25 protein-coding genes are annotated in these 21,548 nt (G+C 30.3%); 7 read left to right on the top strand and 18 right to left on the bottom strand.

Features of this window, described 5'->3' with window-relative positions:
- Nucleotides 1–150 precede the first annotated feature (150 nt).
- The 5 genes from ABEY15_RS02070 to ABEY15_RS02050 all read right to left on the bottom strand — a co-directional run bounded on the left by ABEY15_RS02070 (nt 151) and on the right by ABEY15_RS02050 (nt 2,952).
- Nucleotides 151–522 carry an iron chaperone gene (locus ABEY15_RS02070; RefSeq protein ID WP_429888124.1) on the bottom strand — a complete coding sequence of 124 codons (372 nt, stop codon included), beginning with the start codon at nt 520–522 and terminating at the stop codon, nt 151–153.
- A gap of 160 nt (nt 523–682) precedes the next feature.
- Entirely contained in the window at nt 683–958 is a 276-nt protein-coding gene (locus ABEY15_RS02065; protein ID WP_254664535.1) for a DUF4190 domain-containing protein, read from the bottom strand.
- A gap of 415 nt (nt 959–1,373) precedes the next feature.
- Nucleotides 1,374–1,610 (bottom strand): hypothetical protein, encoded by a 237-nt coding sequence (locus ABEY15_RS02060; RefSeq protein WP_429888122.1) that lies wholly within the window; start codon nt 1,608–1,610, stop codon nt 1,374–1,376.
- 153 nt (nt 1,611–1,763) lie between these two features.
- Nucleotides 1,764–2,177 (bottom strand): hypothetical protein, encoded by a 414-nt coding sequence (locus tag ABEY15_RS02055; RefSeq protein WP_429888121.1) that lies wholly within the window; start codon nt 2,175–2,177, stop codon nt 1,764–1,766.
- An 88-nt stretch (nt 2,178–2,265) separates the two neighbouring features.
- On the bottom strand, nt 2,266–2,952 hold the full coding sequence (locus ABEY15_RS02050) for a diphthine--ammonia ligase (protein ID WP_429888119.1): 687 nt from the start codon (nt 2,950–2,952) through the stop codon (nt 2,266–2,268).
- A gap of 112 nt (nt 2,953–3,064) precedes the next feature.
- On the opposite strand from ABEY15_RS02050, the gene ABEY15_RS02045 reads away from it, so the two are divergent.
- Nucleotides 3,065–3,292 carry a hypothetical protein gene (locus ABEY15_RS02045; RefSeq protein ID WP_429888117.1) on the top strand — a complete coding sequence of 76 codons (228 nt, stop codon included), beginning with the start codon at nt 3,065–3,067 and terminating at the stop codon, nt 3,290–3,292.
- 142 nt (nt 3,293–3,434) lie between these two features.
- Here the strand turns inward: ABEY15_RS02045 and ABEY15_RS02040 are convergent, their stop codons facing one another.
- Entirely contained in the window at nt 3,435–3,962 is a 528-nt protein-coding gene (locus ABEY15_RS02040) for a dihydrofolate reductase family protein (protein WP_429888115.1), read from the bottom strand.
- 272 nt (nt 3,963–4,234) lie between these two features.
- On the opposite strand from ABEY15_RS02040, the gene ABEY15_RS02035 reads away from it, so the two are divergent.
- Complete coding sequence (locus tag ABEY15_RS02035; RefSeq protein WP_429888113.1) at nt 4,235–5,131, top strand: DMT family transporter; 897 nt, start codon at nt 4,235–4,237, stop codon at nt 5,129–5,131.
- A gap of 49 nt (nt 5,132–5,180) precedes the next feature.
- Here ABEY15_RS02035 and ABEY15_RS02030 read toward each other — a convergent pair whose 3' ends face one another.
- From ABEY15_RS02030 to ABEY15_RS02010, 5 genes are all read right to left on the bottom strand, one after another.
- Nucleotides 5,181–5,900, bottom strand: coding sequence for a metallophosphoesterase family protein (locus tag ABEY15_RS02030; RefSeq protein WP_429888112.1), 720 nt, complete (start codon nt 5,898–5,900; stop codon nt 5,181–5,183).
- A gap of 375 nt (nt 5,901–6,275) precedes the next feature.
- On the bottom strand, nt 6,276–6,731 hold the full coding sequence (locus tag ABEY15_RS02025) for a GNAT family N-acetyltransferase (RefSeq protein ID WP_429888110.1): 456 nt from the start codon (nt 6,729–6,731) through the stop codon (nt 6,276–6,278).
- 66 nt (nt 6,732–6,797) lie between these two features.
- Nucleotides 6,798–7,097: a hypothetical protein gene (locus ABEY15_RS02020; protein ID WP_429888108.1), complete on the bottom strand. Its 300-nt coding sequence runs from the start codon at nt 7,095–7,097 to the stop codon at nt 6,798–6,800.
- Nucleotides 7,098–7,108: 11 nt separating this feature from the next.
- Nucleotides 7,109–7,972: a M48 family metallopeptidase gene (locus tag ABEY15_RS02015; protein WP_429888107.1), complete on the bottom strand. Its 864-nt coding sequence runs from the start codon at nt 7,970–7,972 to the stop codon at nt 7,109–7,111.
- 102 nt (nt 7,973–8,074) lie between these two features.
- Nucleotides 8,075–8,761 (bottom strand): hypothetical protein, encoded by a 687-nt coding sequence (locus ABEY15_RS02010; RefSeq protein ID WP_429888105.1) that lies wholly within the window; start codon nt 8,759–8,761, stop codon nt 8,075–8,077.
- A gap of 124 nt (nt 8,762–8,885) precedes the next feature.
- On the opposite strand from ABEY15_RS02010, the gene ABEY15_RS02005 reads away from it, so the two are divergent.
- On the top strand, nt 8,886–9,236 hold the full coding sequence (locus ABEY15_RS02005) for a hypothetical protein (protein ID WP_429888104.1): 351 nt from the start codon (nt 8,886–8,888) through the stop codon (nt 9,234–9,236).
- Nucleotides 9,237–9,295: 59 nt separating this feature from the next.
- On the opposite strand, the gene ABEY15_RS02000 is transcribed toward ABEY15_RS02005, so the two are convergent.
- From ABEY15_RS02000 to ABEY15_RS01990, 3 genes are all read right to left on the bottom strand, one after another.
- Nucleotides 9,296–9,979, bottom strand: a complete 684-nt coding sequence (locus tag ABEY15_RS02000) for a DUF975 family protein (protein ID WP_429888102.1) — start codon at nt 9,977–9,979, stop codon at nt 9,296–9,298.
- Nucleotides 9,980–10,259: 280 nt separating this feature from the next.
- A complete protein-coding gene (locus tag ABEY15_RS01995) occupies nt 10,260–11,138 on the bottom strand; it encodes an alkaline phosphatase family protein (protein WP_429888101.1) in 879 nt (292 codons plus the stop codon).
- A 234-nt stretch (nt 11,139–11,372) separates the two neighbouring features.
- Complete coding sequence (locus ABEY15_RS01990; protein ID WP_429888100.1) at nt 11,373–12,629, bottom strand: alkaline phosphatase; 1,257 nt, start codon at nt 12,627–12,629, stop codon at nt 11,373–11,375.
- A 504-nt stretch (nt 12,630–13,133) separates the two neighbouring features.
- On the opposite strand from ABEY15_RS01990, the gene ABEY15_RS01985 reads away from it, so the two are divergent.
- The 4 genes from ABEY15_RS01985 (at nt 13,134) to ABEY15_RS01970 (ending at nt 16,451) form a co-directional block, all read left to right on the top strand.
- The gene (locus tag ABEY15_RS01985) at nt 13,134–13,328 is read left to right on the top strand and encodes a hypothetical protein (protein WP_429888098.1); all 195 of its coding nucleotides are present in this window, start codon (nt 13,134–13,136) and stop codon (nt 13,326–13,328) included.
- A gap of 211 nt (nt 13,329–13,539) precedes the next feature.
- Complete coding sequence (locus ABEY15_RS01980) at nt 13,540–14,103, top strand: VanZ family protein (RefSeq protein ID WP_429888096.1); 564 nt, start codon at nt 13,540–13,542, stop codon at nt 14,101–14,103.
- 441 nt (nt 14,104–14,544) lie between these two features.
- Nucleotides 14,545–15,591 (top strand): YARHG domain-containing protein, encoded by a 1,047-nt coding sequence (locus ABEY15_RS01975; protein WP_429888094.1) that lies wholly within the window; start codon nt 14,545–14,547, stop codon nt 15,589–15,591.
- Nucleotides 15,588–16,451: an N-acetylmuramoyl-L-alanine amidase gene (locus tag ABEY15_RS01970; protein ID WP_429888093.1), complete on the top strand. Its 864-nt coding sequence runs from the start codon at nt 15,588–15,590 to the stop codon at nt 16,449–16,451. Before ABEY15_RS01975 ends, ABEY15_RS01970 begins: the two co-directional genes overlap by 4 nt.
- 436 nt (nt 16,452–16,887) lie before the next feature.
- Here ABEY15_RS01970 and ABEY15_RS01965 read toward each other — a convergent pair whose 3' ends face one another.
- From ABEY15_RS01965 to ABEY15_RS01950, 4 genes are all read right to left on the bottom strand, one after another.
- Nucleotides 16,888–17,826 carry a hypothetical protein gene (locus ABEY15_RS01965; protein WP_429888091.1) on the bottom strand — a complete coding sequence of 313 codons (939 nt, stop codon included), beginning with the start codon at nt 17,824–17,826 and terminating at the stop codon, nt 16,888–16,890.
- Nucleotides 17,827–18,150: 324 nt separating this feature from the next.
- Nucleotides 18,151–18,813, bottom strand: a complete 663-nt coding sequence (locus ABEY15_RS01960) for a DUF2642 domain-containing protein (RefSeq protein ID WP_429888090.1) — start codon at nt 18,811–18,813, stop codon at nt 18,151–18,153.
- A gap of 36 nt (nt 18,814–18,849) precedes the next feature.
- Nucleotides 18,850–20,205, bottom strand: a complete 1,356-nt coding sequence (locus ABEY15_RS01955) for an arsenic transporter (RefSeq protein ID WP_056476513.1) — start codon at nt 20,203–20,205, stop codon at nt 18,850–18,852.
- Nucleotides 20,206–20,620: 415 nt separating this feature from the next.
- Entirely contained in the window at nt 20,621–21,286 is a 666-nt protein-coding gene (locus ABEY15_RS01950) for a DUF2642 domain-containing protein (RefSeq protein ID WP_429888088.1), read from the bottom strand.
- Nucleotides 21,287–21,548 lie beyond the last annotated feature (262 nt).

Raw genomic sequence — 21,548 nt, 5'->3', positions numbered from 1 at the left:
TATTATTCGATTAAGTCCTTAAAATGACCTGGTTACTTTTTAAATCTTTCTGAATAAAAAATAGGAGCTGTTTTAGTCAGCTCCTATTTTTATTTAAACGTTCTGCTATTAAATTTAATCTTTACCAACTATTTTATAAAATATGTAACATTATTTACGCCAAAAAGACGTATATTCTGCTTTATCTTGAATATTGAACTCAATCATTTTCTCAAGTAATTCATAATTGACTGAGACTTTCCAAGGAATACGAAATAATCCTTTTGTAGCACTATAGCCAGCATTTGCAATTTCATCGGCAAATTGAACAATACCTTTTTCTTCAGGTGATACGCTCATATGTTGCTTCGCAGTCGATATGCCAATGATGAATGTGCCATGATTGGAAAACATCGGCGTATTCCACTTAATTTGTGGCTCTAGGCTAGGAAATTTATTCGAAATCCAATCCAAAATTTCAGCAGTTCGCTCACGGTAGTCTGGATGATCAATACCTGCTAAATATTCTGCAAAAACTTCCATGTCCGTCCCTCCTCAATCAAAAATTATGTAGATACGTAAGACTTTAATATAAACTATATACATTTAAATCCAAACAGTCAAAGTCGTTTCAAAGTTTTATCATTAATAAAAGCTATTTCTCTACTTTTTATTCGAAAACCTTTGTTCTATTATGTTTTCATTAAAAAGTCATATTATCATTCATTGAAAAAAAAGTAATAATTCCTAAAACTAAAATGATAATCAAAATTGACTGTATGCATATTCCAACAATACTGCAAACCCTTCCGGAAATTGCTAAACCTTTCCCTTTTTCATTCGTGCGATTAATTTCGGCAATACTTTTTCTAGAAATAAATAGACCTATTATACCAAGTATAAAGCCAATATAAGGAATGATGATCGATAAAACGCCTAAAGTTAATGAAGATATAGATTTACTATTTGTTGTTACCACTACTATTTCCCCCATGAATTTAAAAATAAAATTTAAATTAAATAATAAAATTTTAATTCTAAAATAATATAAAATTACTATCCTATTATTTATAATTTTATTATAATATTACACTAACAACTTCTTTTTGTAATTTGGGTTAATTCGGACGTTTCTTTATAAAAAGTATTAATAAATTTTAATAAAAATTTAAGATACAAACAATGAGGTATTGTTTTATAAGGGATCATGACGGATTGGAATCAATTTAAAAAGTGAAATTATTTTTAATAAAATCAAGAAGGAAATATTTGGATTGAGTCCATACTCTGGGAAAACCGGAAAATAATGACGAAGATTTCTTCAAAGATGTAACTCAAGTCAAGAGCCATTTAAAGAGTATACAACAACAAAAGGATCGGAATAATTTCCATCCTCAACTGCTTATTTCTTTTTCTTTTAAATAATTTTCATAAGCTTCTTTTACCTTATCAGATTTCGGTACAATTGGAGCTACTTTTGAAAGTCTTTTGCTTAAATCGTTTAAAAGATATACTCCTCTAAACAAAGTACCTGCTAAAATTCCGAAACCTATAATTATACCAACTTCTCCTAACATCAAAAGAAATATAGCTAAAATGGTTGCTAAAACGATTGATAATAACAATTTCATAGGATTTCACCTTCCCTAGTTTTTTTCTGCCAATTTTTTTATTTTCTAGTATTTAGATAGACAAATTACAAACTATCCCAATGAAATTACTATATTCCTGAAACTGAAATAATAATTAATATAGCTTTAATTTGATTTATAAAAACCTAAGTACTATTTTTTTCTATTTCTTTTTTGCTTAAGAATCTTAAAAGGAATAATAAAAGTAATATCCAAAAATGATAATATTCCCAAAGTAGCAACTAGTAAGCCGATTATAACTTTTATAATCTTTATTGACTTAAAACCAACTGAGATCAAGAGTTGAAATAAAATGTGATAAACACATACAAATAATAGACAAATAATAATTCCTTTAATACTTTCCTTCCAATTTACTTTTTTTGATTCAAAGTAATAGATAATGCTCTTACCGATTTGATAAAGTACAAGATAAATCAACACCTCTTTAATATTCATATCAAATCCACTTACGATTAAAACGGTAGATATTATTGCAATGAAAACTATAGGTTTTATTCCAATTTTCATATATCTTTGTTTTCCTTTTTGAAATAAAGAATGCATAGGAAGTTCTCCCAGGATGTTTTTTTGTAATCTGAATTTTACCATAATTAATTCAGTATTTTATATACATTCTTAATTTCTAATTCTATTATGCAAGCTCTAAAGGCAAATAAACATATTCTCCGTCCCTAATAATCTCACACTTTTTAACTAAAATCGGATTATTAAAAATTGGTCCATCTATCACAGTAGTATGGAACTCACCACTTTCTCCACATGGATCAATGCCTCGAGTTTCAAGCTCCTTTACATATTCGTGAGTTAACGTTCGTCCTAAATCTTCTTCCCGCATTCCTAACGTTAAGTTGACTGTTACAACAATCGTTTGAAATCCTCTATTTATAAACTCATCGACAGCTTCACGGTGATTCATTTCCCATAATGGCATATCAAGCTTTAATCCAACATTTTTTGTAACCTTATCATGCCAACAATCTTGAGTAGGCATATCTATGTCACCCGTTACTAATACATCCGCTCCTTGATTTTTTGCATTTTCTAATAGCAGCGTAAATACTTTTTCATATTCCTGCCAACTTGCCACCCCAGTAAAAACAGGTAAACCTATTGATTCAGCTTGAGCGTGTATTATTTCAGGAGGCATTCCGTGGGATCTAGAACGTTTCCCTTCTTCCTCTAACATAACGATTAATCCAACCGCTTCCCCTACTTTCATAGCTTTATATAAAGCTAGTACACTATCTTTCCCTCCGCTAAAAGAAGTTATAAATTTACGTCCAATCGCATTATTTTTCCAGTTTATTGTTTCTACCATTCACAACTTACTCCTTTATACTAAAGACTTTTCCCCTAAAATTATAAGAACAATTTAATATTAAAATTTTTCTAATGTTCTTGCAATACTACTTTCATTGTTGGAAAACCGTATGTTAATAGTAGATGATGATTGGGCTAGTGATTGGTCCGAAGAATTTGAAGGTCCAAGCTTAGAAGATTACGGGGAAATTTATGAATTAGATGGATTTGATCATAATGATCTAGCAATCAGTTCGACTATTTACTTAGTAGCAAGTACTGTAATATCATATGCAAAAGCCTATAAAGCACTATCTGATGAAAGTTCAATTGCAGTATGCATCGAGTTTCACGACTAATACCCTATTATCAGATTAAAGGAATAGTAAAAAGAGCATTGATTTATTTCAATGCTCTTTTCTGTACAATTTAGTGTGTGAATTTACTGCTAATTGTGCTGATATTTAACTTTAATTTAATTGTTTTACTGATATCTTTATATTATTTCTTTACATAATGAAGCATAGCAAGTTGACCTAATTTTTCTACTTTCGTTAAAGTGTATTTTTGGGTAATGTCATCACCAGTGTAAAGAGAAATTCCTTTTCCCAAAACGATCGGAGCGATCGCTAGTTGGAATTCATCAATCAAATTTTCTTTAAAAAATTCTCGAGCTAGATTTCCTCCACCAACTAACCAAATATCCTTACCAGGTTGTTGTTTTAAATCTTGTATAAAAGTTTTAATATCTTCATCTATAAAAGTAGCATATTCATCTGTTCCATTTGCAGATTTTGAAAACACATAGTTTTTATATGTACTATAAGGATACTCCATATCAAATCCACGGACGACATCATATGTTGCTTTTCCCATTACAACAGTGTCAATTCTTTCTAAAAGTGTATGATAGCCAGAGTCTCCTTCTACTTCTGTTGTTTCTAACCATTCTAACGTTCCATCATTATTTGCTATATATCCATCAATAGAAGTACCAATGTATAAAATAATTTTACGTTGTTTTTCCATATTAAATCTCCTATCTTTATTTTTGAAGTTTGTTTTGTTCATTACCTATTCATTAATCTAGTATAATTGAATGTAACAATAATATGCTTTTGAAATAGGGGGAATCGAAATGCCTTTATCTACTATTAATTTATATATTTGGAAACCATTTTCAACTTCACCGCCACCACCGTTTACTCCTGCTGTTCAAACAACACTATATGAGCTTATATTAAAAATAGATTAAGAATCTGCGAAATATAAGCTGTTTCGTAGATTCGAAGGAGTAGACGATGAAATCTAAAATTCAATTCCTACTATCAATGGTGATCTTTGGTACGATTGGCATATTTATAAGATACATTGATTTAGCTTCGAGTGAAATAGCTTTATTGCGTGGTTTAATTGGTAGTTTATTTTTAATAACATACATGCTTATCGGTAAGAAAAAAATATCATGGACATCAGTAAAAAATAATGCTTATATTTTGTTACTTTCTAGCATTACATTGGGTGGAAATTGGATATTTCTTTTTCAAGCTTACAAATATACGACTGTATCAAACGCGGCACTAAGTTATTATTTTGCACCAGTCTTTGTCCTGATTTTATCTCCATTTGTACTGAAAGAAAAATTATCATCTAAGAAATTAATTTGCATTGTCATAGCCATATTCGGTATGTTATTAGTTGTTGCTAGTGGTGGGCTCGGCACGGCTAGATTAGAAGATTTTATTGGGATTGGTTATGGACTATTAGCAGCTGTGTTTTATGCTTCTCTAATGCTACTCAATAAATTTATTAAAAACATGGCTGGCTTAGAAATTACACTTATCCAGCTTGGAACAGCATCATTACTTCTCATACCATATGTATTCATTACTGAAGGATTCGGGATTTTGGAAATGTCAGTTTCTTCAATTCCATTTATAATAATCTTAGGAGTGGTACACACGGGCATTGGATTCTTATTATTCTTTTCAGGGATGCAGAAATTAAACGGGCAAAGCATTGCAGCATTAAGTTATGTTGATCCAATCACCTCTTTATTAATTTCAACTGTTTTCTTACAAGAGAAAATGACAATTGTTCAAATGATTGGTGGGGCTTTGCTATTAAGTTCCACATTTGTAAGTGAAAATCATTCATTGAAACTGTCAAAACCATTTTTGAAAAAAACTGCTAAATAATAAAATAAACAGTGGGAAGGTACAGTTTCCCACTGTTTTTAATTTTAGATTATGAATTTCTGTACTTAGCAAACATTATTTCGTCATGATATTTATCTAGATCCGGCAATTTTAACTCTTCGGCAATTTTAAGTTCAGCTTCTCTATCATATTCCACCCTTACAAATTGGATTGAATTAGTTGAATAAGAACCATCAAGAATCGCATAAGACGCCGAAGTTAAATCAAGGGAATTTCCAATACTTCCTACATTGCATAAAATTCCGTTTTTGAAAGTTTCCAAAAAGGTAGTATGTATATCTCCATAAAAGATGATATCAGGAGTCTTATCGTTTTTATTTGAATTTGTTATCTCACTATTTTCAAACATACTTAACCGTTTTTCAATTGGATGGAAAGGTAAAATCCTCTCAAATTCACTCCTTGGTGAAGCGTGAAAGAACCTGATTAATTGTCCATTTAATTCAAGGTCAATATGAAAAGGTAAAGAAGCTAGAAATTGATAGTCTTCTTCTTTTAATCGCTCTCTAAACCATTGAATAAAATCATTTTCAGCAGGTGACTGAATAAATACATCCCAATTCCCACGGACTACTTTTTCACAATTTTTTTGAACGAGCTCTATACACGCTGAGCCTTGAGGCCCCTTACCAATTAAATCACCTAAGCAAAAAATCCTCTCTATTTCTCTAGAGCGAATGTCTTTTAAAACTGCTTCTAATGCAGTTTTATTTCCGTGGATATCTGAAATAATTGCTATTTTTGTCATGATGCTTCCTCCTGTTCTCAAACATTTGCATTTTTACATGAAAGACCGAATCTAACAATGCCTTATAAACTAGCAAACATTTATTTGTATTGAAATTGTTAAAGGGAACTTCTCATATTTGTTAGTCATTAAAATATTCAATTTAAAAGAATATTAATCCTTCCTTATTATGTTACCATAAAAGAAAAAAGGAGCTGATTTTTAGCTCCTTGTCTATTTTTTTTGTTTAATTTAAATATATCAATTATATCAAATACTACTAAACTTTATTCATTTAATAAAATCATAATAATTTTTTTCAAATTCGACTCGGAATCATCACATACAAACAAATCTATTAAATGGTTCATGTAAGCAATTTTTAATTACAAATGTCTACCGATGTCCATCTAATCTGGCCTGTGTATAACCATAATACACACATGTACCATTTGTAGATAAGTCTTTGACCTCAAAGCCACTTTTTCTGTAGAAATCGAAATTGTTAGAAGATGTATGCGCAAACCAATCGCCGTGAGGGAGTTTTTGAACACATAGTTCAACTAGTTTTTTTCCGATTCCTTTACCACGATATTCTGACATTACGATCAAATCTAATATGTTAGCATACATTATTTTATCTGAAATAACTCTCACCATAGCTATTATTTTGTTGTTATCCCAAACGGTATATGCCCAAGTAGAGTTTTTAAAAATTAACGAAAACTTTTCCTTCTGCCAGGTCGGCGTATTTCTAATCCAACCAGCATCTTTAAAAAGGGCCTCAATATCATCGACATGAATTCCCTCAGTACCTTCCCTAATAACTAATCCTTGGAAATATTGATACATACGTAAGCCCCCCTTTAAATTATACTTATTAAATTCTTAAAATCTAAAATATAAACCTATAAATCATTAGAAATGAATAGCATTGTTATTTAAAAAATAATTATAATGCTTTGTCATACTCACTTCTAAATAATCAAACGAATTTATTAACTCTAATGCTTTTTCATTGTCATCATATTTTGTATCAACATTCGGTAAATTTACTATTCTATTTTTCAATGTAGGATGTGAAGCGTATTCTGCTTCATGATCACTTAAAGCTTTACCTAATGACTCTTCAATTTGCTTCTTGTAACTTTCAACATTTTCACGGTAATAGCTAAAGTAATTTTCAAATTGAAAGCCATGAACAAGTTTCTCGGTCATTTGTTCATCTATTAATCGATAAAAACATTACCATGACTTATTAACTTGGACAAAGCCTCTTTATAATTTTCGTTTCCACACATTTTTGATGCGATATAATCGGCTCTGTACTCCATTTCTCTAGAAATTTTCATATTATATTTGTGAAAAATTCTAAGATAATTCTCCATAAGCACTTTTGGTAAAATCATTGGAATCGCTATAAATATTGGACGACAACGACCATTGTGATTAAATAAGGATGTAATATAGTCTAAATACTTATTTGCACCTTTATAGACAGGGGAAACGAACCTATTAAAAACTAAATCTCTACCCGTAAAATGAGAAAGTTCATGGGCAAGAATGGCACGTAGTTCATTAACCGATAATACGTGAAGTAAGGGATAACTGATCGATATTATTCTACCTTTTGCAATTCCATTAAAGACATTAATTTTACCTTCAGACACAAAAAATTCTGATTTTACATGCAAAATGATCGAGTTTGGCATTTGTGCATCCATTTTTCCAGAAAGTTCAGAAATTAATTCACGAAGTTTTGGATGATCATGAGGATTAATTAATATAGCCGGCTCAAATTGTTTATTTTTAAAAAACATAGAAATAATTGCAATAAAACAACTCACTACTCCAAATATCATTCCAAAAAAAGGTAAAGCATCGAGTAAAATTAATCCAAAATATAAAAATCCTAATTCACCTAAAAACTTACCTATAAAATAATGAATGATAAAGATTAATCCGCTACCTACAAATACGATTAATCCGGTTGTAAATAAAACCATCAGATAAAAACCTGGAACAAATAAAAGAGATGCAAAGATTTTCTTTTTTGATACATTTGGTTCACATTCCATACTATTTTCTGACAACAGATCACTTCCTTTTTTGAAAAGTTCATAAATACTATCTACCTTTAAATACATTACTTATAAAAACTAGATTTATTTAGCTGTGAAAATTTTTCTGTTTTATTAGTTATTCGGATAATCAACAACTTTCCCTTCCTGTGTGATGTAAATAACTTTTCGATCATAGTAGTCATCAGTGGCATAATAAATCCATACAAGTACGGGTAAATTTTTCTTTTGTATGTATGAAGATAATTGGTTTATTTTATCAAGCTGTATTTTTCGTTCTTCATCTGTTTTTTTAAACCAGTCACCTTTTAAATTAATCGATAATACACCAGAATAGCCCATATCATAATGAAGAGTGTTTAAAGTGGGAATATTTGGACTTACTTCTTCGTCTACTTTTCGATAAATTCCGAAACTCATAAGCTCGTTTTGAGGAAATAAGTTTGAAATATAGTCTTTTATAGGTTCGGCATCTTTCGTTTGCCAAAATTCAACAGGGTAAAGGTCAGCATAACCTGATAATTCATCTACTGAAACAGACAAATCAAACAAAATGTCTGGATTTGCTTTTGGTGATGCCGTCGCGTAATACCCTACCTCATTAAGAGGGTTAAAACCTACCTCATGAATTGTAAACTCAGTATTGTACTTTTTTTCTAAATAAGAACGCATCGATATTTTTTGATAAACCTTACCCCATGGTGGTGTTCCAGTAATAATAAAATAAAAAAAACAAAAAATCGAACCGATAAACGTAACAATAATCAAAACGAAAGTTAACCATATTTTCCATACTTTCATAATTACTCCTCCTATTCTCTCTACCCAAAATAAAAGGTAAGCATCTTTGATCAATGTTTCCATATCGTTATCTCTTAATTATATAGTTCATATCGTATTTTGTAATTTGGGGTAATTCCGTCAAATGATTAATTTGAATCTACCTAAAGGTAAAATGAACCTTAAATTTGTAGCTATGAAAGAAGGTAGAATTTTACGTTGGAACTATCCTGAATTTTATGTGATTGTATGTGACCAGATTTTTGATCAACTTTCAAAACACTTAAAACCGCTAACTTTGTTTATATTTGGATTACCACTAATAGTAGGAATTTGTCATAGTCTCGTCATTTTACGAGCAATAGGTACTTTATCTAGTTCTACAGATAACAAGATCATTATTCCGATTTTCACTTCGATCTTTGCCTATGTTGTTATTTATCTCGGTTATTTTGTTTTAACGGTTCGTACTTCAAATCAGATTGTTAATAAGTAAAAAAACGGCTGTCCTAAATCGTTTCAAATAGGTCAGCCGTATTTTGTATATAAATCACCTTATACTCTAATATTAGAATCATTTTCTTTATTTTTTAATTCATGATAAAAATGTGCCTCACTTGCATTCATATATGGAAACAACCATAAAAATCCAATACCAACCGTTAAAATGCATAAAATAATCCAACCAATAAAAGAAATATCTAAACAAAACAATTTCCACTTATATCCATCCATCATTCTTCTACTCTTTGTAATGGCATCATTAGGAGTCAAATGTGGTTCTTCAATAAATATGTATGGAGCCATTCGATATGAATATGATTTTATAATGCCAGGAACAATCAAGAGCAATGTCCAAAGCGTAGAATATAAATAAGTTAAGAAATTTAGTAAAAATGCATTTAAATATAGGTTTAAGTTTGTAAAATAATAAAATATTGTTTGTAAGGAATACGGTTGCTCATCTTCCTTTGTGGCAAAAGTAAATAACCGTGTACTCCCAATCGTAATAATTGCCGTAATAAATAAACTATAAATAAACGTTAGGTAGTCATCCCAGTTAATTACAAAAGATATGTATTTCGTCAATTCATTTTTAATGGGATTTGGGAAGTAAAATGAAAGTCTATTTTCAACTAATGTAGTTAATAGATGCACTACGATCGTATATCCAATAAATTTTTTCCAATTCCCTCTCAAGGTATCCCTTGCTCTTGAGCGTATTTCTTCTAAGTACATGAAAACACCTCCTTTCTGATTTATGAATATAAAATTCTACATTTTTCTACAAATCCCTTTTTTATAATTTTGTCAACTTTTTTACAATTAATTGATCAACTCAATCTTTAGCGCAAAAAAACATACCATAAAAAATGGAATGTTTCTTAAAATCACCACTTGTTGTCCAGTCAATCCTAAATTGATTACTACTGTTTCACATTAAATAGGCTGTCTTCCTTAGAAATCACATCGCTAGAATCATCTTTGTTGTCTACCTCAACTATTAAAAAGCCACTAATTATTTCCATATATTTTTAATAGTTTTAACAGATTTATTTGTCCCTGCATGTTTTAATCCGTAAATATCCTCTATAGTATGTAAAAGATTAAAATGGTTTAAATTATCGTTAAATTGTCCTTGTTTTACCATGGGTCCGACAAAAAAGGTGGGAATTTTATTATTATGTGAAAAGTCATCTTCGTCCCACGTTACAATTAACAAACTATTATTCGTTTTTGCCCATTTGACATAAGCATCAATTTGTTTTTTTAACCACTGATCTCCTTGTTTAATTGTTCCATCGTGCATGTCATTTTGAAGATTAGGGATTATAAACGAAACAGTTGGCAGTTTACTAAAATTTGTTGGGAATTTTTCTAATGGTTGATTTGCTTTTTTTGAGATATTTGTAAAATTAGCCCAGGGATTGTGTTTCCGTGCATAATTTTTGTTGGATTCTCCATTAAAACCAATTGAAGGCAAATCTTCAGAATAACCGGCAAATGTTAGTTTTTTTTCATTAAGCTCACTTGCTAAATTATCTGTTGAGAATTTTGTTTTTGGTAAGGAATCGTCAGTGACACCTTGATTTGAACCAGAGAACAAGTCCAAATAATTCGGCTGACTAGGATGTTCAATTGCATGATAGTTAATTAAGTTGGCACCTTGGTTCATTAGTGAATTAATATAAGGTGCAGAATGATTCCCCATAATCTGCTGTTTCGCATGATTCTCCTCAATTACTATTACAATGTGATCGATTTTTGGAATTTCCGATTTTGTTAGCGAATTGAAATTAAATAATTTAAACGTATTTTGTTTTTTTGTATTAATCTGTATAAAAGCAATTAATAAAAAACAGATTAAAAAAAGTACTATAACCCATTTTCTCAACATAACACTACCTTTTTCTTCATTATTTTATTGTTTCAATGTAATTAAAGTATCTTTAGCATAAATATTTCTTCCGTTTTTCCTTAAAACATTAATTCTCTCTGTATATGTAATTTCCCTTCTTGGATTTATCTCTTTCATTTAGTAAATAATGATGATCTTCTTTTTGTTGCTAAGTTTGCCGGGCACTAAATAAAAAACATCCCATTAGATAAATGGAATGTTTTTCAACAAAAATTATTTTTTCAAACCCATTGCTTGTTTAATAGCCTCATAGATATAAGTGTTTTCATATGTTCCTGATAATAGCTCTGCTCCAGCACCAATTGCTGTTAAAGGAACAGATACGCCACCGTGACTACTTGTTGTCCAGTCAATCATGAATTGATTACTACTGTTTGCCACATTAAATGGTCCGTCTTCTTTAGAAATTCCATCGCCTGACTCATCTTTGCTGTCCACATCTTCAATTGATAAGCCACCACATTCATGGTCTGCTACTACTAGAACAAGAGTGTCAGGGTGGTTCTTTGCGTATTCCTTAGCTACAGATACTGATTTATCTAGTTCTTGACCAGCTTTGATCATTTTTTCAGCATTGTTCTCATGAGACATTTCGTCTGTGCCTTCTTCCTCTACCATTAAGAAGAAACCTTTTTTATTATCCGATAAAGTATCGATCGCTTTTTTTGTCATGTCAGGAAGAGATACTACTGGATCATAAAGATCACCTTTTCCCTCTTCTCTTTGTTCGAACATTTCTTCATTTGCAAAAAGACCTAACAACTTACCATTTTTCGCTTTTTGTAGCTCATTTGCATTCGTTACATAATTGTAGCCAAGCTTTTTCGCTTCTTCAACAAGATTTCCTTGTGTTCCTTTACTTTGTTCAGAAGTGTCCTTTGCTGGATGGTCTTCGTAGCTTCCAGCATTTCCAGCAGGATACCAAAAGTCCTCTCCTCCACCTAGTAATACATCGACTTTACTGTTTTCAAGATACTGTTTTGCAATATCACTTTGTTTTGAACGATCAGTCACATGAGCACCGAATGCTGCTGGAGTTGCATCTGTAATCTGGCTTGTTGTAACTAAACCAGTCGATTTCCCAGCTTCTTTTGCCATTTCCAAGACTGTTTTTACTGACTTCTTGTTTGCATCAACACCAATTGCCCCATTATACGTTTTTACGCCTGACGCCATAGCAGTAGCCGCAGCAGCCGAATCTGTAATAGCAGTAGTTGAGCTAGTATGTACTAATCCAGCATAAGGCATATCATCCATTGCTAGTTTACCAGTTTGTCCAACAGTAGCCAGTCGGATCGCCTCACGGTGTGCAGCCCCCATTCCGTCTCCAACAAAAACAATCACATTTTTAGCTTTTCCTTGTTTGTGACTATTATCGGATTCTTTTGCATCTACGAAATGATTAAATCCTAATGTTGTTGCAGTTGCAATTGTTAAAGCAGCACTAATAATCGTTTTCTTGTTCCCCATGAATAACACTCCCTATTGTATTTTTTCTTACTTTCAATATAACGGAAGAGTATTTAGGAACTGTATAGTTACTGTAAATAAGGTATAAATTTGTATGAACATTTTGTAATCTTTGTTAAAGTGGTTCTTTCGATTTTTAAAATTGATCTTTGTTTAATATTTGAATTGAATTAAATATCATTTTTTAACAGAGCCAAATAAAAAAAGAATCAAATTGTAGATTCTTTTCTCTATCAAACTATGATCTTTTAGATTTCTTAACGATTCTATTAAATAGTACAAAAACTGCAACTAGAATAATTAAGACTAAACCTGGAAAAACGAAATTTAGCATCTTAGACCAGCCTTTCAGGTAGTAGTGTTTTTAAATGTTTCGCTACAGTACTACTTTTTACCTTTATTTCGATTTTCCATATTTGTTCACATATGATACTAAATTTCTTTTATATTCTTCCGATTTAATTGTTGAAGGACTTCCCATTATAAAATCAAGGAGGATCTACAATGAATCGAATTAAAAAAATTTTAGCTATGAGTTCAATATCTTCAACTTTACTAATGTGTGGAACTGCTTTTGCAGCAAGTGGTAAATACTCTACTTCATATAGCATGACAGGTGGAGTGGAAAGTAAAAGACTTGATGTAGGTAGTAATCCTACCTTTACTGTTACTGTTAATCCAAAAAAGGTATTTGGATAGATGCTAAAAAAACAAAACAGGCAAATATTGAACTACAGTTAAAAATGGATGTTTTTGGACTAGACCCTATTAAAGACTTAACTACTGTACCTTCAGTAACTGGTGGAATCAAAAAACTTACAAATAATACAAAGGGGAGTTATTACATTTATTACCGAAACTACACAGGCCTTCAAATGGAAGGTAATACATCTATATCTTGGAAATACTAATGATCGGCTTTTCAGTAACATTAGATCCTATTGAATTTTTATTTGTATTTTTGCTAGGTTTAATTGCATATTTTGTGAAAATAAAATGGATTAGTAAAACACTGACAAAACAAAGATTCTATCATTTTACAATATGGTTTTTTTACTTCTTATCTTTAGTAAAAGTTGTTTTCTTTCCAATTACGTATTTCTATAAAAAAAATCCTGAAATAACTAGTAAGCTCTATTATCAATTTTCACCATTCAACACAATTCTTAAATCAATTGAACATGATCTATGGATACAAGTAATTGGTAACATTTTTTTGTTGCTTCCAATACCAGTTCTCTATGTAGTATTAAAAAGAAAAAATTTGAGGTTTCATAACATTTTTTTAATTGGTTTTTTGCTGTCTTTATCAATTGAGATAATTCAGCTTGGAATCAATTATGTAACAGGATATCCTAATAAAGTGATGGATATCGATGATGTAATCTTAAACGTTAGTGGTATATTTATAGGTTGGATTACTTCGAGAGTATACTCGTTTTGGTATTTAAAACAAGTAATTAACACTAAATAGAAAAAACCTCAGTTTAAAACCAACTTCCCCCCCCCACTTAATTTTTATAAATAGAAAAATCACTCTAATAATTATATTTAATTAGTTGAATTTTATAATTGGGGGAATTCACCTTTTTTTAGGATATTTTTATAGATTTCCTGTATGTATTATAGGAAGGAAATCAAATTTTTGTGCTTTGAAATAGAGATTAATCATATATATTATTGTGTAAATTTCATTAATCTTCACAATACTTTTATTGAAACTAAGCAAATAATTACAAAGCGACTAAAGAGAATCCTCTTAGTCGTTTTTTTAATAACTCTAGGCAATCCAACGAACTTTCCTACATTGCAACTCAGCCACCCTATCTCATTCTTTCCTACAAAAAATAAATTGCATTTTTTCTTAAAGGCAACATTAGAATAATTTTAAATATTAAAAAGGGAGTGAGAAGATTTGGCTTACTGTACTAAATGTGGTGGAAACTTAGAGCAAGGGTCAAAATTTTGTACAAATTGCGGAGAAAGATCTAATAATTCCGAAGTGACTAATCAAGTCGAAACTCGTTCGGAAAATAGGAATTTGCAGGAAAGTAATTATAAAAATAAGTATAATAGAATCAAAGGTATATTGATTTCAATTGCCGTATTAATCATATTGGCTGTAGCAATTTATTTAATTTATCCAAAAATAACAAATAAAAATCAACACTCACAACATGTATCGAATGATGTAGATAAAAAAAATAAAATGCAAGAGAATATAAAAGTTCCTGGAAAGAATGTAAAAGTATCTAAAAAAAATCCAACTAATACTCAAACGATCCCTTCTTATATAAATCGATTAGAACAATTAAAAATTTACGATGGGAGTAGAAGTCTATCTGTTGGTAGTTGGGACATAACACAAAGTGATGGTGTCATTAATTTAACAGCTAATAATATTTCTCCACAAAATCTTCAATTAATATTTAATTTATATGATAGTGGAGATATTTCTCCAATAAGGGACTGGGCAATTAAAGTAGCAAATATTGCAGATGAAGTAGCAATGGCTAAAAATACATCTTGGTATATTCTAGTAGGTAATGAGTGTGTTGCACAATATCCGCACACATTATCTAATGAAGATTTAATGTATTATTCAGGCTCTTGCGGTTTATCAATACCTGTATTGGAAGGAAATTCGAAAGATGATTTAGCCATAGTGATCCATACATTGGTATATGATGAGGTATCTACTACAAATGAATTTTTATTGCCAACGAGTAGCGTAAGAAAACTAACTCAAGTTGAAATAGATTATTTGGCCAAAGATGAATTGCGCATTGCTAGGAACGAAATATATGCACGTCATGGATACATTTTTAAGTCAGATGATCTTCGCAACTATTTTTTATCTAAATCATGGTATAGTCCAGATGTGACATATGATGGTAAATTAAGTGAGATTGAAACTTATAATGTAAACCTAATCAAAGCTAGGGAGGAGTACATTAATTGAAGTTGGTAGTTAATATAAAGATCCTTATTTTTTTTATTATCATTACAATCTGTATTTTAAGTTTTTTATATTATCAAAAAGATAAATCTGATATTAAACCGAACAAATCATCACACAGTCAGCAGCTTAATATAGATAACGTAAAAGAAAAACCTAATAAAGTCATTCAAACAAATGAAAAGAAGAACATCATTAAACCACTTGTGATATGTATTGATCCGGGTCATCAAAGTAAAGCAAATACAGCGCTTGAACCATTAGGACCTGGCTCTAGTGTAATGAAAATAAAAGTTGCTGGTGGTACAACTGGAGTAGTGACAAGGAAGCCCGAGTATATTTTAAGTTTAGAGGCATCACTAAAATTAGGTGATATCCTTAAAAAGAGGGGTTACAATGTCATTTTTACTCGTACAACAAATAATGTAAATTTAAGCAATAAAGAAAGAGCGGATATAGCGAACAAAAACAATGCTGATTTATTTATAAGAATCCATGCCGACGGGTCGATTGATCATTCTACAAAAGGATTTTCTGTATTAACTCCATCTAAAGAAAATCCATTTATTCCTTCACTTTATAAGGATAGTTTACTAATTTCACAGAATATTGTTGAGGAAGTAAAAAAAGAGCAATCTACAAAAGTAAAAGGAATATCCTATCGAGATGATCTCTCTGGATTTAATTGGTCAAAGGTTCCTGTTACTTTAATTGAGCTAGGATTTATGACAAATCCCGAAGAAGATCGAAAGCTATCAGATCAACAATATTTAACAAATTTGTTGATGAAGATTGCAGACGGAATTGATCGATATAGTTCCGATGTTATTGGTGATGGGTCTAATGTACATGTAGGTAAATAACATATTTAAATTCTATTAACCTGAACTTCTCTATTTTTTTATATTTCTAACGTGTATAGGTATCCCTACATACCTTGCACGTTTTTTTATAGATATCTGAAACTTATAACGTTAGATTTTTATAGAGTTAAATATGAATTGATAATCTTTTAGAAAGAGTATTTCAACTCCGCACCCCATTTTTAAAGCATAAATTGTCTTTTATTCATATTCCTCTCTGAACAGAGATTGGAATGCTTGTCCAATTATATCCAGAAAAAGGTCCCCTCCAAGTAAAAGAGTAACATCCAAAAATTGAATGTTTTATGTTTTCACTTTCTACTTAAATGGGATAATATTATAAAGCTTAGGTATAGTATCTTAGTTTTTGTTTACCTATTGAGTTTTGGCTAATAATACTTGCAGGTTTTATTAAACTTTATTGGATATTTATTAATTAAAATAATTTTCCTAACAGTAAGTCACTAAATCTATCAATCGTATTTATTATCATGGATCGTAACAAAATCATTTGTGTAATTACCATTACAACGTAAACTACTGAAATGATATATAAACTATCGATTCCTTTTGTTTTAGTATTTTGAAACGAACATATTACTAATGGCACAACGCTTATACTCATAAATATCGATACTAAGATAAATATTAAACAAAGTGTTATTGAGACATAACTTAAAATAAATGCACATAAAACTAAAGCTAAACTAACAGAATATAAAGTTCCATATCTCGCAATAACTTCTTTTAATTGAAGATTTGTTTTTTTACCTTTTAAAAAAATGTAAGATGTAATAACAGTTACCAAATGAACAATTAAAATCATCACAAATGGGCTAATAACCAAAGCACTAAAGCTTAATTGGCTACTGAAGTTAGTATAATCTCCTAGAACACTTTCTGTTGATTTAATACCAATTTTTAATACATTATAGAAAGTTGCTGGAATTAATAGCGAATATAAAATTAAAATAATAATTCCTTTTAAAAAATATTTTTCATTAACTCCTTGTGCAACACCATAAGGGTTTTTAATAGCTAATTTAAAGAAGCTCCAAAAATCTAACATTGATGATTTAAATTGATTAAGTTGGTCTGAATTAATTTGATTCATAACTTGGCTATTAGCACCAGGTTCAGTTACTGTTTGTGAAAAGAGCCCGTTATGTAAGTTTCTAGCAGATTCTTGTTTCGATCGCTCAGTCCTCGATGTAGCTACTTTTGAAATCGATTCACCTAAGGTCATATCTTCATTAATTTCATCTTGAATTGTTGAGATTACCGCTTCATTTTTCAAAGAAATAACTTTTGTTCCGCAATTTCCACAAAAACGGTCATTTTCTACTAATGAATTTCCACATATTTTACAAAACATAACTTTTCCTCCTTTTTAATTCAACTAAAGATTAGATACCTTATTAATTTATTAGACGAATTTAAGATACTTTTAAATTTATATTTTAATATTGGGTAAAAATTCTGAAAATAAATAATAAAATTACAAATAAACTGTAAATGAGGATTTTAGATATTAAGGATTTTATTAGTAACCTTATACTCTTTACTTTGTCTTTGGAATAAATAAATAAATAAATAAATAAACCCTCAACGCATACAACGTTAAGGGTCGATTTAATTTATATGCTCACATGGATTGCACACGCTCCCAATGGTGAACCTATTTTTAGAACATTATTAGCTATGGTAAGTGATACGATTTAATATGATTAAGCCTCAATAAAGTGACCTCACCACTTGCTACAATCAATTCAATGACACCTTCCTCCACGCTCTTGAGTATTCCAATTTTCATTGGGTCAATTCCCCCATCAAATACGACAAATTTTCCTTCTTCTTTTTTTAATTGTGTATCAAACAAGCGTGAAAATGACATATTTGCATTTACAGGTAATAAATTGAATTCTGAGTTATAGGGGTTGGCATTATAATTGTATGGTGTTAGCCATTTTAAATGTGATAAAGGGATATATAATATTTTAAATACTGGTGAATAAAACACGATATAGTCACTTAATACGTTTATAATATTTCCATGAAATGTGATATTACCTGTAACATAAATCTCTGTAAAGATCCCTTTTGCATTTGATAATATTTTACGATAAGAGATCGTTCCAATATCTTCTGCAATTGAAGGTCCTGTAGGTTTATCTATTTTGTCTTTATAGTTGTTACTAAGACTAACCCTATGAACGTGAAGCCATGGAATATAATAGTATTTTTGTCCGTTGTATAATACAAGGACGTCTCTACCATAATCTGTTAGTATTCCTTCAAAATAACTACCACCTGATAATTGCACATAAATTTTTTCTCCAACTAATGATTGTACATCACTCACTTGCATCTCCTCTTTCTAGTAGATTCAAATTGTTTATTATGCGAAAACTAATTGCACCCAATAATATAGTAGAAACAACGTTACGATTGTTGTTAACGGAATGACAATTAATGATACATTTAGATAATCCTTCCATTTCACCTTAATTTTATTTTGTTTTAAGATGTGCATCCAAATTAGGGATGCTAATGTACCTACTGGAAGTAATAACGATCCAATGTCACTACCGATAATATTAGCTAGATAAATCGTCTTTAATGTAATTGGATCCAGCCCCATTTCTGTCAGTGTAATAGTTCCAACCATTAAAGCTGGATGATTATTAAACAGATTAGATAGGATTGAAACTAATCCACCCATGATAAAGCTTGCTTGAAATAAGCCTTGATTTACGATTGGCTCACAGAATTTAACTAAAGCTGCAGTTAAACCAGCATTATGGAGACCATAAATAATCACATACATCGAAAATGCAAAGACTAGAATATGCCAAGGTGTCTTTTTTAAGATATCAACAGGGCTTGTCCGTAAGTGATACCATCTCCAAGTTAATAAGACTAGTGAACCTAAAACTGCTACATATTGAATCGGTATCCCAAGAAATGAAGCGACGAATAATAAGCAGCGCATTAAGAAAACAAATCCCAATACCTTTAACATAAATTTTGTTCTCTTTTGTTTTGTTTCTACTGACATTTTCCCTTTTAAAGGATGAAAATTTTTCATAAAAAATGACTCTTCTATGTCATCGGTTGACACCGGCAATTGTTTTGGTAATTTATTTCTTAATACCATATACATTAGCCATGACATAAATAGCAATCCTGTACTAGCAGGGACAAACATCATAGCTGTGTGCATATAAAGTGTCATATGAACAATTTTTAATGCGATTAAGTTTACGATATTACTTACACCGATTGGTGCACTTGAAGCTGTGGCAATTAATGCTCCGCTAAGAAGATATGGAATTTGTTGATGTGGTTTTAAACGTAAATTTTTTAATAGGAGAATTAAAATCGGAGTTGTAATTAAAATACTGCCATCATTATTAAAGAGTAATGTCATTAAAAAGCATAAAAGCTGGATATACCAATATAATCTGCGCCCTGAACCTTTTGCTAAACTTGCAAGTCTAGCAGCAGACCAATGGAAAAATCCAAAACTTTCTAAAATAATCGCCATTACAATCGTTGCGATAATTGTAATAGAAGCCTCACCTATTTTGTGTACAATATCGATTAAATTACTTTTTGTTACGATCCCGGTCACTAAAATGATTACTGCACCAAATGCAGCAGGCCATGCTTCATTTATACCTTTTGGTCTCCAAAAAATGACCGCCATCGTTAATAGAAAAACTGAAGCACTCATTAGAATTTCGAAATTCATAAAACTCACCTTCTTATAAAATATTTTCCAATGAAACTTGTCCATTTGTTATATTATTATTCAAATATAACAATGATGTTTTAGATGAATTCATTATTTTATAGAAGATGGTTGTTTTACCTATCTAATGCAAATGTCCCCTAAAGATACATAACTATATTTACAATTGACTAAAAGTTCCTTTTGAAAAATCACAATGAATAGCAGATTTAGTTGGTATTCAACTTTCATTTGAAATGATCTATTCAGATTTATATTTTTTCTAATTATATAGACTAGAAAATATTTTTCATTAAGATTAATTAAATTAAAATATTTTCCACTATAAGAAACCGATAAAAAAGGGAAGCTCTAGAATAAGAGCTTCCCAATTAACAAAATCTGTCGGACTATTTTATAAAAAACATAAATTCATTTAAGGCAAATGAACAGACTTAATATGATTAAGCCTTAAATAAACTACTTCTCCACTTGCGACCGATAATTCAATTACACTATTTTCAATCGTATTCAGCAACCCAATTTTCATCGGATCATTCCCACCATCAAAAATAACTAGTTTTCCTTCTTCTTTTTTTAATTGAGATTCAAACGAGCGCACTGGGGAGATATTCGATGGATTAATTGGAAAGTTTGCATTATCAATTGAATAAGGTGTTACATTTTGATGATAAGGTGAGAGCCACTTTAGATGGGATAAAGAGATATACATCATTTTAAAAACGGGTGAATAAAAAACGATGTAGTCACTTAGAACACTTGTTATATAGCCATGAAACGTCAAATTACCCGTAACATATATTTCCGAGAAGATTCCTCTCGCATTTGTTAATACTTTTCTGTAAGAAATTGATTCGATTTCATTTGCAATTGAAGGCTCGTTAGGAGTATTTATCTTATCTTTAATATGCTGACATAAATGTACTCGATGCACATGAATCCAAGGGATGTAATAATATTTTTGACCATTATATAATACAAGTATGTCTTGTCCTGCATCAGTTAAAATACCTTCAAAACCTATATCTCCAGATAGAAGCACAAATACTTGTTGATCTAGTAATGAGTCTATATAACTCAACTTTACTCCCCCCTTCATATTTTAAAATAAAAATATTGTCTTCTTATAAAAAGTAAATAATGTTCTACCTAAATCGTACATTTATTTATTTCTACAGTTTTACTTTTATTCTTTTATTAATAAAGATATGCATTTTAAAAATGTAATTAGTTGATTAAATATGTGGAAAACATTTAATTTTTACTTGGAATGGGATCGCTCAATCTTACTTTAATTTTTTTGCTGAGTTAATGTAAATTGTTGATTGTCTTATTCAACTAAT

The sequence above is a fragment of the Gottfriedia acidiceleris genome (genome assembly GCF_050457485.1).
Classification (GTDB): Bacteria; Bacillota; Bacilli; order Bacillales; family Bacillaceae_G; genus Gottfriedia; species Gottfriedia acidiceleris_D.
The sequence above is the reverse complement of the archived record's forward strand: the minus strand, read 5'-3'. Positions and strand labels throughout refer to the sequence as shown.